The organism is Hydrogenophaga sp. L76 (assembly GCF_057654755.1).
Map to the genome: position 1 here is coordinate 672,601 of NZ_CM172807.1, position 9,424 is coordinate 682,024.

The 9,424-nt window shown below is 69.2% G+C and carries 12 protein-coding genes; 9 read left to right on the top strand and 3 right to left on the bottom strand.

Annotated elements, in window-relative coordinates:
- Position 1: 1 nt before the first annotated feature.
- The 4 genes from cobT (at position 2) to AC23D4_RS03190 (ending at position 3,862) form a co-directional block, all read left to right on the top strand.
- Positions 2 to 1,069, top strand: coding sequence for a nicotinate-nucleotide--dimethylbenzimidazole phosphoribosyltransferase (gene cobT, locus AC23D4_RS03175; RefSeq protein WP_472887171.1), 1,068 nt, complete (start codon positions 2 to 4; stop codon positions 1,067 to 1,069).
- A 115-nt stretch (positions 1,070 to 1,184) separates the two neighbouring features.
- Positions 1,185 to 1,997, top strand: a complete 813-nt coding sequence (locus tag AC23D4_RS03180) for an adenosylcobinamide-GDP ribazoletransferase (RefSeq protein ID WP_472887170.1) — start codon at positions 1,185 to 1,187, stop codon at positions 1,995 to 1,997.
- Positions 1,994 to 2,548 (top strand): histidine phosphatase family protein, encoded by a 555-nt coding sequence (locus AC23D4_RS03185; protein WP_472887169.1) that lies wholly within the window; start codon positions 1,994 to 1,996, stop codon positions 2,546 to 2,548. Before AC23D4_RS03180 ends, AC23D4_RS03185 begins: the two co-directional genes overlap by 4 nt.
- Before the next feature lie 30 nt (positions 2,549 to 2,578).
- A complete protein-coding gene (locus tag AC23D4_RS03190) occupies positions 2,579 to 3,862 on the top strand; it encodes a DUF445 domain-containing protein (protein WP_487623689.1) in 1,284 nt (427 codons plus the stop codon).
- Here the strand turns inward: AC23D4_RS03190 and nth are convergent.
- Positions 3,859 to 4,494 carry an endonuclease III gene (gene nth / locus AC23D4_RS03195; RefSeq protein WP_472887167.1) on the bottom strand — a complete coding sequence of 212 codons (636 nt, stop codon included), beginning with the start codon at positions 4,492 to 4,494 and terminating at the stop codon, positions 3,859 to 3,861. The two genes, AC23D4_RS03190 and nth, sit on opposite strands and share 4 nt — an antisense overlap.
- Before the next feature lie 123 nt (positions 4,495 to 4,617).
- Between nth and AC23D4_RS03200 the strand changes: the two genes are divergently transcribed.
- From AC23D4_RS03200 to AC23D4_RS03210, 3 genes are read left to right on the top strand one after another with little or no spacing between them, the layout of a single operon-like run.
- Positions 4,618 to 5,808, top strand: a complete 1,191-nt coding sequence (locus tag AC23D4_RS03200; RefSeq protein ID WP_472887372.1) for an aminotransferase-like domain-containing protein — start codon at positions 4,618 to 4,620, stop codon at positions 5,806 to 5,808.
- 59 nt (positions 5,809 to 5,867) lie between these two features.
- Complete coding sequence (locus AC23D4_RS03205) at positions 5,868 to 6,365, top strand: GNAT family N-acetyltransferase (RefSeq protein ID WP_472887166.1); 498 nt, start codon at positions 5,868 to 5,870, stop codon at positions 6,363 to 6,365.
- A 23-nt stretch (positions 6,366 to 6,388) separates the two neighbouring features.
- Positions 6,389 to 6,925: a flavin reductase family protein gene (locus AC23D4_RS03210; protein ID WP_472887165.1), complete on the top strand. Its 537-nt coding sequence runs from the start codon at positions 6,389 to 6,391 to the stop codon at positions 6,923 to 6,925.
- 115 nt (positions 6,926 to 7,040) lie between these two features.
- Here AC23D4_RS03210 and AC23D4_RS03215 read toward each other — a convergent pair whose 3' ends face one another.
- Positions 7,041 to 7,640: a lysophospholipid acyltransferase family protein gene (locus AC23D4_RS03215; protein WP_472887164.1), complete on the bottom strand. Its 600-nt coding sequence runs from the start codon at positions 7,638 to 7,640 to the stop codon at positions 7,041 to 7,043.
- 82 nt (positions 7,641 to 7,722) lie between these two features.
- Here AC23D4_RS03215 and AC23D4_RS03220 point away from each other — a divergent pair, with 82 nt between their 5' ends.
- Entirely contained in the window at positions 7,723 to 8,547 is an 825-nt protein-coding gene (locus tag AC23D4_RS03220) for an alpha/beta fold hydrolase (protein WP_472887163.1), read from the top strand.
- A complete protein-coding gene (locus AC23D4_RS03225) occupies positions 8,544 to 8,762 on the top strand; it encodes a DUF3820 family protein (protein ID WP_472887162.1) in 219 nt (72 codons plus the stop codon). The genes AC23D4_RS03220 and AC23D4_RS03225 overlap by 4 nt, the downstream gene beginning before the upstream one ends.
- Before the next feature lie 30 nt (positions 8,763 to 8,792).
- On the opposite strand, the gene AC23D4_RS03230 is transcribed toward AC23D4_RS03225, so the two are convergent.
- Positions 8,793 to 9,347: an NUDIX hydrolase gene (locus tag AC23D4_RS03230; RefSeq protein ID WP_472887161.1), complete on the bottom strand. Its 555-nt coding sequence runs from the start codon at positions 9,345 to 9,347 to the stop codon at positions 8,793 to 8,795.
- Between the last annotated feature and the right edge of the window lie 77 nt (positions 9,348 to 9,424).

The following is a 9,424-nucleotide window of genomic DNA, read 5'->3' on the forward strand; positions in this document are numbered from 1 at the left end:
CATGAGCTTTACCATCCCCACCCTTCAAGACATCGCCCAGCCCGTGCTGGCCGCGCGCCTGCAACACCTGCTGGACAACAAGACCAAGCCGCTGGGTTCGCTCGGCCGCATCGAGGCATTGGCGCAGCGCATCGGCCTGGTGCTGGGCAGCGAATCGCCCGAGCTGAAAGACCCGCAGCTGGTCGTGTTCGCCGGCGACCACGGCCTGGCTGCGCGCGGCGTCTCGGCCTACCCGAGCGACGTGACCTGGCAGATGGTCGAGAACTTCCTCGCCGGCGGCGCCGCGGTGAGCGTGCTCGCGCGCCAGCACGGCATTGGCCTCACGGTGGTGGACTGCGGCGTGCGCCATGACTTCGCTCCAAGGGCCGGCCTCGTGGTCCACAAGGTCGCGCCCGGCACGGCGGATTCGCTCGAAGGCCAGGCCATGAGCGCCGCGCAGCGCGACGCCGCGCTGGCCAACGGCGCCGCGCTGGTGAAGGCGCTGCCGGGCAACGCGCTGTTGCTGGGCGAGATGGGCATCGGCAACACCTCGGCCGCGTCCATGCTGCTCGCGCGGCTGGCCGGGCTGTCGGTGGCCGATTGCACCGGTGCCGGCACCGGGCTCGACGCCGAGGCCGTGCAGCGCAAGATCGGCATCTTGCGCCAGGTGCTGGCGCTCCATGCCGAGGCCCGCGACCCGCTGGACGCGCTCGCCGCCTTCGGTGGTTTCGAGATCGCCACCATGGTGGGCGCGGTGCTGCAGGCCGCCGCCGAGCGGCGCGTGATCGTGGTGGACGGGTTCATCGCCAGCTCGGCCGTGCTGGTGGCCGCGACCCTGCAGCCCGCCGTGCTGCAGCGCTGCGTGTTCGCGCACCGCTCGGGCGAACGCGGCCACGCGCTGATGCTCGCGCACCTGAAGGTGGAACCGCTGCTCGACCTGGGCCTGCGCCTGGGCGAAGGCTCGGGCGCCGCCATGGCCTGGCCACTGCTGGTGTCGGCTTGCGCGATCCTGCGCGAGATGGCGAGTTTTGAGTCGGCGGGGGTGTCGCGGCAGGACGAGGCGCCGGTCGTTGGCTCTGCCCCGGTCTGAGGCCGAGGCCGTGGACAGCGGTGACTTCGAGCCCGGCGGTCGTGGAACCGGCTCCGCCGGGCCACCTGCTGCGTCTCCCGTGGGGGAAGACGCGCAGCGGCGCGGGGGGGTGTTCATGCCCCTTCGGCACTTTTTCATCGCCCTCCAGTTCTTCACCCGCGTCCCGGTGACGGGCCGGCTGGCGGCCTGGGTGGGCTTCAGCCCGGCCATGCTGCGCGCCAGCGCCGCGCACTTCCCCGGCGTGGGCTGGGTCGTCGGCGTGCCCACGGCGGCGGTGTTCGCGGGCGTGTGGTGGTTGCTGCCCGCGCAGCCGGCGGCGCCCTGGGTCGCGGCGCTGCTCAGCACCGTGTTCAGCGTGATGCTGACCGGCGGATTCCACGAAGACGGCCTGGCCGACACGGCCGACGGCCTGGGCGGCGCGGTGAGCCGCGAACGCGCGCTGGACATCATGAAGGACTCGCGCATCGGCTCCTACGGCGCCATCGCGCTGGTGCTGGCGCTCTTGGGCAAGGTCGCGCTGCTGGCCCTGATCGCGCAGAGCGGGGGCGCGGCGGTGGCGGCGCTGGCGCTGCTGTCCGGGCACGTGACCTCCCGGCTCATGCCGCTGTTCATCATCCACACGCTGCCCCATGTGGGCGACACGCCCTTGTCCAAATCGAAGCCGCTGGCCGAGAGCATCGGCGTCGGCGGCCTCGTGGTGGGGCTGGTCTGGTGGGGGCTGGCGATGGCGCTGGTGCTGGCGCTGATGCCCACCGTGCGCTGGGCGCAGGCCGTGCTGGGTGCACTGATCGGCCTGGCATGGATGTGGCACCTGCTGCGCCGCCGCCTGCAGGGCTTCACCGGCGATGGCCTGGGCGCCACGCAGCAGCTGAGCGAACTGCTGTTTTACCTGGCGCTGGCCTTTTCATTGCCCGCCGTCGCGCCGTGAAACTCTGGCTGCTGCGCCACGCCCGCGTCACGCTCGACGCCGGGCTGTGCTACGGCGCGAGCGATGTGCCGGCCGACGCCGCGCTCACGCAGGCCGCCGCCGAAGCCGCCGCCGCGCTGCTGCCGCAGGGCTTGCCGGTCTGGGTGTCGGGCCTGGGGCGCGCGCAGCAGCTGGCCTACGTGCTGCGGGCGCTGCGGCCCGACCTGCGCCCGCTGCTCACCGACGTGCGCCTGAACGAGATGGACTTCGGCCACTGGGAGCTGCAGCGCTGGGACGCCGTGCCCCGCGCCGCCTTCGACACCTGGATGGCCGACTTCGCCCACCACCGCTTCGGCGGCGCCGAGAGCACGCAGCAGGTGATTGAGCGCGTAGCCGATGCGCTGCTCGGGCTGCGCGAGAGCGGGGCCAGCGAGGCGGTGTGGGTCACCCACGCGGGCGTGATCCGCGCGGTGCAGTTCGTGGCTGCGCAGGGGCGCGGACCGATCACCGACGTGGCGCAGTGGCCGCGCGAAGCCCCCGAGCCCGGCGGCCACTGCTGCATGGACCTCTGATCAGGGCACACTGTGCCCATGGACGCCCCATTGTCAAACCCTCGAGCCAGCCTCGCCCGCATGAAGGCGCTGGCGCTCGGCCTGCTGCTGCTCGCGGCGGCGGTGTACGTCGGGGCCACGCTGCTCACCCCGCGCCACCCCGCCTGGGGTTATGTGGCCGCCGCCGCCGGCGCGGCGGTGGTCGGCGCGCTGGCCGACTGGTTCGCCGTGGTGGCCTTGTTCCGCCACCCGCTGGGCCTGCCGATCCCGCACACCGCCATCATCGTGGCCAACAAAGACCGCCTGGGCGCCCAGCTCGCGCGCTTCCTGGGCACGCATTTCCTCACCGCCGAACACGTGCGCCCCATGCTCGCGCGCTGGGACATGGGCCAGGAGCTGGGCCGCTGGCTGGCGCAGCCCGAGTCGGCCGCCCGCGTGGGGCAGTGGCTGCAGCAGGCCACGCCGGCCTTGCTGAACGCGCTGGACCAGACGCTGGTGCGCCAGTGGGTGGCACAGCTCGCGCAGCGCCTGCTGCGCCAGGTGGACGTGGCCACGCTGGGCGGGCAGGCGCTGGCGGCACTCACGCAGCACGGCCACCACCAGCAGTGGCTCGACGGCCTGCTGCAGCAGATGGCGCACTGGGCCGAACAAGACACGGTGCAGGAGCAGCTCACCGAGCGCATCGCGGGCGAACTCAAACAGCTCAAGTACGTGGGCCTCGACCAGATGGCCGCGCGCCTGGCCACGCGCAAGCTGGTGGCCGCGCTCACCCACACCCTGGCCGACGTGGCGGCCGACCCGCAGCACGAGCTGCGCCACCGCTTCGACGCCTGGATGGCGCAATCCATCCAGCGCCTGCAGACCGACGCCGACTGGCAGGCCCGGGTGGCCACCTGGCGCGACGCCTGGCTGAACCAGCCGTTGTGGAATGAGCCGATCGAGGCCTGGTGGCACGAGGTGATGCAGCGCCTGGGCAACGAGGCGCAGCAACCCGACAACGCATTGGCCGAACGTTACGCCAGCGTGGTGCAGACGGCCGGGCGGCAGTTGCTGGCCGACGCCACCCTGCGCGCCTGGCTCAACGCCCAGGCCCAGCAGGTGCTGCTGCGCGCGCTGGAGGGCGGGCGCGAGGGCATCGTCGGCTTCGTGGCGCAGCGGGTGGCAGCCTGGGACGCGCACGACATGAGCCGCGTGCTGGAAGAACACATCGGCCGCGACCTGCAGTTCATCCGCATCAACGGCACGCTGGTGGGGGCGCTGGTGGGGTTGGCGCTGCACGCCGCCACCGCCGCCGTGATGGCGTTGCCGGTGGTGCGAGGCTGGATGGCGCCTTAGCCCGTCGTCTTCGGCTTGAAATCGCAGTACGCCGACACCGCGCACTGGTGGCACAGCGGCTTGCGCGCCTGGCACACGTAGCGCCCCAGCAGGATCAGCCAGTGGTGCGAGTCCACCGCGTAGGCGGGCGGCACGCGTTTCAGCAGCTGCTGCTCCACCGCCAGCGGCGTCTTGCCCGGGGCCAGACCGGTGCGGTTGCTGACGCGGAAGATGTGCGTGTCCACCGCCATGGTGGGCTGGCCGAAGGCCACGTTGAGCACCACGTTGGCCGTCTTGCGGCCCACGCCGGGCAGGGCTTCCAGCGCTTCGCGCGTGCGCGGCACCTCGCCGCCGTGGCGCTCCACCAGCATCTGGCAGGTCTGCATCAGGTGTTTGGCCTTGCTGTGGAACAGGCCGATGGTCTTGATGTAGGACTCCAGCCCCTCCAGCCCGAGCGCCAGGATTTTCTGCGGCGTGTTCGCCACCGGGAACAGCTTGCGCGTCGCCTTGTTCACGCCCACGTCCGTGGCCTGGGCCGAGAGCAGCACGGCGGTCAGCAGCTCGAACACGCTGGTGTACTCCAGCTCGGTCACCGGGTGCGGGTTGGCGGCCTGGAGGGTGGCGAAGAACGCCTGGATCTGCGCGGGTTTCATGGCGCGCAGTGTAGTGCGGAGCGGGCCAGCGCGTGGTGCAGCGGCCAGGGCGCTAACATGCGGTCAGCACGCTTTCCGCGCTCTTTCCGTGAACCTTCGAGACCCCACGCCATGACCTTTCAGCTGCCCTTTGCCGACCGCCTCAACAACGTCGAAACCTCCGCCATCCGTGAACTCTTCAAGCTGCTGGGCAAGCCCGGCATCATCAGTTTCGCCGGCGGCTTCCCCGACAGCGCCATGTTCGATGTGGACGGCATCCGCGAAGCCGTGAACGCCGCACTGACCGAAGAGCCGGGCGGCGCCCTGCAATACGGGGCTACCGAGGGTTACAACCCGCTGCGCGAACAGCTCGCTGCGTTCATGACCAGCAAGGGCAACCAGGGCGTGACGGCCAGCGACCTCATCGTCACCACCGGCAGCCAGCAGGCGCTGGACCTGCTGGGCAAGACGCTCGTGTCGCCCGGCGACAAGGTCATCGTCGAAGGCCCGACCTTCCTCGCCACCATCCAGTGCTTCCGCCTCTACGGCGCGCAGCTCATCAGCGCACCGGTGGACGGCAACGGCGTGAAGACCGATGAGCTGGAAAAGCTGATCGAAGAGCACAAGCCCAAATTCGTCTACCTCATTCCCACCTTCGGCAACCCCAGCGGCGCCATGCTCAGCCTGGAGCGGCGCAAGCAGGTACTGGAAATGGCGGTGAAACACAACACGCTGATCGTGGAGGACGATCCGTACGGTGATCTCTACTTCGGCGAAGCACCGCCGCCCAGCCTGCTCGCGCTCAGCGCCAGCGTGCCCGGCAGCCGCGAGCGGCTGGTGCACTGCGGTTCGCTGAGCAAGGTGCTGAGCCCCGGCCTGCGCGTGGGCTGGATGGTCGGCCCGGCCGAGCTGCTGGCCAAGGCCACCATGTGCAAACAGTTCAGCGACGCCCACACCAGCACCTTCGCCCAGGCCACCGCCGCGCAGTACCTGAAAGCCGGTCGCATGCCCGCCACGCTGGCCAAGGTGCGCGCCGTCTACGCCGAACGCGCCACCACCATGGGCAACGCCTTGCGTCGCGAACTGGGCGACGCCATCGAGTTCGTGCAACCGCAGGGCGGGCTGTTCGTCTGGGCCCGCCTCACGGGCGCGGGCGGCAAAGTGGCCGACGGTGGCGAGCTGGCCAAACGCGCGATCGAAAAAGGCGTGGCCTTTGTGCCCGGCGCGCCGTTCTATGCCACGAACCCCGACCACGCGACCCTGCGCCTCTCGTTTGCGACGGTGGGGGTGGAGAAGATTGAGGAAGGCGTTGGGCGCTTGGGTTCGGCGGTTTGATCTGTTGACTCCCATTTCCTCAGCGCCCAAAACCCCAAGGCCCTGACCGGCCCCACACGATGATCCGATCCGAAACCCCCGCCGATGCAGACGCCATCGCAACCCTCACCACGGCCGCCTTCCTGAACGCACCCCACACCAGCCACACCGAGGCCTTCATCGTCAACGCGCTGCGCCGCGCCGGTGCGCTGAGCGTGTCGCTGGTGGCGGAGCAGGGTGGCGAACTGGTGGGGCATGTGGCGACCTCGCCGGTGGTCATTGCCGACGGCACGCCGGGCTGGCATGGGCTGGGGCCGATTTCGGTGTTGCCTGAGCACCAGGGAAAAGGCATCGGTTCGTCGCTGATGCAGGCCGCGGTGCAGGCGCTGCGCGAGCAGGGCGCGGCGGGCATCATGCTGGTGGGCGAACCGGGCTACTACCGGCGCTTCGGTTTTCGCAATGAGGCGCAGCTGGTGTACCCGGACATTCCGCCGGAGTACTTCATGGTGCTGCCGTTCACCGATGCCTTGCCGCGCGGCACGGTACTCTTCCACGAGGCGTTCGGCGCGACATCCTGAATCTGCGCAACGGGAGCCCACCTATGGCCAAAAGATCGTTCCCGCTCGCCAAGGCCTACACCCTGCTCGAACCCGGCCCGGTGCTGCTGCTGACCACGGCGAGCGGTGGGCAGACGGATGTGATGGTGCAGTCGTGGCACCTGATGCTGGAGTTCGAGCCGCCGCTGGTGGGCTGCGTGGTCAGCCCGCGCAACCATTCGTATGGCTTGCTCAAGGCGTCGCGCGAGTGCGTGATCAACATTCCTTCGGTGGAGATTGCGGAGCAGGTGGTGGCTTGCGGCAACGCGTCGGGCCGCAACGTGGACAAGTTCGAGCGCTTCGGGCTCACGCCGGTGCCGGCCAAAGTGGTGGGCGCACCGTTGATCAAGGAGTGTTTTGCCAGCCTCGAGTGCCGCGTGGTGGACACGGGCATGGTGGCGAAGTACGGTCTGTTTGTGCTGGAGGTGGTGAAGGCCTGGGTGGACCCCGCGCACAAGGACGCGCGCACCTTGCACCACCGCGGGCGCGGGCGTTTCATGGTGGCGGGCGAGACGATCCAGCTCCAATCAAAAATGAAATAGCCGGACCACGCCTTTCACCGACCTGGACGGTGTGCGCCTGGCGGTGCCGAATTTCCGCCAGGAGCGGCGTGAGCGCATGGAGCGTTGCGCGGAACAGGCGGGTTGACCTGCAGGCTCACTCGATCGGCTCGGCTTCAAACTGCGCCGCGTTCTTGCCCTTGAAAGGCGCGTAAAACGCCTTGATCGCGGCCATGTCGGCCTCGATGTCGCCGGTGGGCTGGAACAGCGGGCCCAGGCCGCTGCGTTTGGTGGCGTAGTCCATGTAGGCCATGACGATGGGCACCTGGGCTGTGCGGGCGATGTAGTAGAAGCCGGTCTTCCAGTAGCGCGTCTTGCTGCGCGTGCCTTCGGGCGGCACGATGAGTTGCAGCGGTCCGTCGGCGGCGCGGATGGCGTCGGCCGAAGCGGCCACCAGGTTGCTGGACTGAGCGCGGTTCACCGGGATGCCGCCGAGCCAGCGCATCAGGCCGCCAAACGGGGCTTTGAAGATGCTTTGCTTGCCCATCCAGTAGGGGTTCAGGCGCAGGGCGAAGGCCACCATGAGGGTGTAGGGCAGGTCCCAGTTGCTGGTGTGGGGCGCGGCGATGAACACGCTCCGGGTCGCCTGCGGTGGCAGGCTGCCTTCGACCGTCCAGCCGGTCATTTTCAGGAAAGCCAGCGAAAAGCCGCGCAGCAGGGCGTTGACCACCGGGGTGGTGAAGATGGTTCGGTGCATGGCCGGGGAGTATCGTGCAAGACACCGCCAGGCCCTGGCGCGCGCTACCATCGCCGCCACTTCATTTGACGGACATCAAGCCATGACCCCAACCCTCGATGTGCAGGGACTGACGGTGCAGATCGAGGGCCACGGCCCCACGGTGGTGATGCTGCACGGCTGGCCCGACACGCTGGCGCTGTGGGACGGCGCGGTGCGGGCGCTGAGCGACGGCTACCGCTGCGTGCGCTTCTCGCTGCCGGGCTTCGACCTCTCGAAGCCGCCGCGCCCGGTGTCGGTGCATGAGATGTGCGAACTGGTGGGCGCCGTGGTGGACGCGGTGAGCCCGGACGAGCCGGTGACGCTGCTGCTGCACGACTGGGGCTGTTTCTTCGGCTACGAGTACGCGGCACGAAACCCGCAGCGCGTGGTGCGGGTGGTGGGTACCGACATTGGCGACACCAATTCGGGCGCCTACCTCAAGTCGCTCAAGACCAAGGAAAAGCTGATGATCGCGGGCTACCAGCTCTGGCTGGCTGTGGCCTGGAAGCTCGGGGGCTGGCTGCCGGGCCTGGCCGACCGCATGACGCGCTTCATGGCGCGCACCATCGGTTGCCGCACCCCGCCCGAGCGCATGGGCTGGCAGATGAACTATCCCTACGCCATGCAGTGGTTCGGCTCGTACGGCGGCCTGCGCGGCGTGGCGCGGGTGGACAAGGTGTTCGGCCCGCAGATCCCCACGCTGTTCTGCTTCGGTCGGCGCAAGCCTTTCATGTTCCATTCACCGCGCTGGCTCGCGGCCCTGGGCACGACGCCGGGCAGCCAGGTGCAGGGCTTTGACGCCGGGCACTGGCTGATGTTTCAGAAGCCCGCCCAGTTTCACACCGCGGTGCGGGCCTGGCTGGACGGCGGAGGCGCCGAGCGATGAAGGCTGAGGACCTGGAACGCCTGATCACAACCGAGATGCCCTTCGGCAAGCACAAGGGCACGCCCATCGCCGACCTGCCGGGCAACTACCTGAACTGGTTTGCGCGCGAGGGCTTTCCGAAGGGTGATGTCGGCCGCCTGTTGCAACTGATGCACGAGATCGACCACAACGGCCTGAGCGATCTGCTGGCGCCGTTGCGCCAGCGGCGTTCCTGACCCGCCCTCCATCGCCAGCGCCGTCAGCCCTCAGGCGATGTCGAAGGCATGGAAGCCGAACTGCCCGCGCCGGCGGTCGGCAAAGTAGTGCTCCAGCGTTTCCCGCACGGTGCGGAACGCGATCTCGTCCCAGGGGATCTGGTCTTCGGTGAACAGCCGGGCCTCGATGGTTTCGAAGCCGGGGTTGAAGTGCTCGCTGAGCAGGCGGGCGCGGTAGTACAGGTGGACCTGGCCCACACGCGCCACGTTCATGAGCGTGAAGAGTTCGCCCAGCACGATCTGCGCGCCGGCCTCTTCGTCGGTTTCACGCAGCGCGCCTTCGGCCGTGGTTTCGCCCAGTTCCATGAAGCCGGCGGGCAGGGTCCATTTGCCACGGCGCGGTTCGATGTTGCGCAGGCAGAGCAGCACGTATTCACCCGTCTCGCCCCACACCGGCACGGTGCCCACCACATTGAGCGGGTTTTCATAGTGGACGGTGTGGCAGACGGTGCAGATGGCGCGGGGTTTGGTGTCACCGTCGTCGGGGAGTCGGTAGGTGACGGCGGCGCCGCATTCTCTGCAGTGTTGGATGGGGCTGCGGTGCATGCTGCAAAGTGTAGGGGAAATGAAAAAGGGCTCCTTGCGGAGCCCTTCAAGACACCGGGGTGCAAGGCACCCGGCGC

Excerpts from the sequence above, each read along its gene's own strand:
- cobT (WP_472887171.1), top strand. The coding sequence starts at position 2 with ATGAGCTTTACCATCCCCACCCTTCAAGACATCGCCCAGCCCGTGCTG.
- AC23D4_RS03180 (WP_472887170.1), top strand. The coding sequence starts at position 1,185 with ATGCCCCTTCGGCACTTTTTCATCGCCCTCCAGTTCTTCACCCGCGTC.
- nth (WP_472887167.1), bottom strand. The coding sequence starts at position 4,494 with ATGAAACCCGCGCAGATCCAGGCGTTCTTCGCCACCCTCCAGGCCGCC.
- AC23D4_RS03205 (WP_472887166.1), top strand. The coding sequence starts at position 5,868 with ATGATCCGATCCGAAACCCCCGCCGATGCAGACGCCATCGCAACCCTC.
- AC23D4_RS03210 (WP_472887165.1), top strand. The coding sequence starts at position 6,389 with ATGGCCAAAAGATCGTTCCCGCTCGCCAAGGCCTACACCCTGCTCGAA.
- AC23D4_RS03215 (WP_472887164.1), bottom strand. The coding sequence starts at position 7,640 with ATGCACCGAACCATCTTCACCACCCCGGTGGTCAACGCCCTGCTGCGC.
- AC23D4_RS03220 (WP_472887163.1), top strand. The coding sequence starts at position 7,723 with ATGACCCCAACCCTCGATGTGCAGGGACTGACGGTGCAGATCGAGGGC.
- AC23D4_RS03225 (WP_472887162.1), top strand. The coding sequence starts at position 8,544 with ATGAAGGCTGAGGACCTGGAACGCCTGATCACAACCGAGATGCCCTTC.
- AC23D4_RS03230 (WP_472887161.1), bottom strand. The coding sequence starts at position 9,347 with ATGCACCGCAGCCCCATCCAACACTGCAGAGAATGCGGCGCCGCCGTC.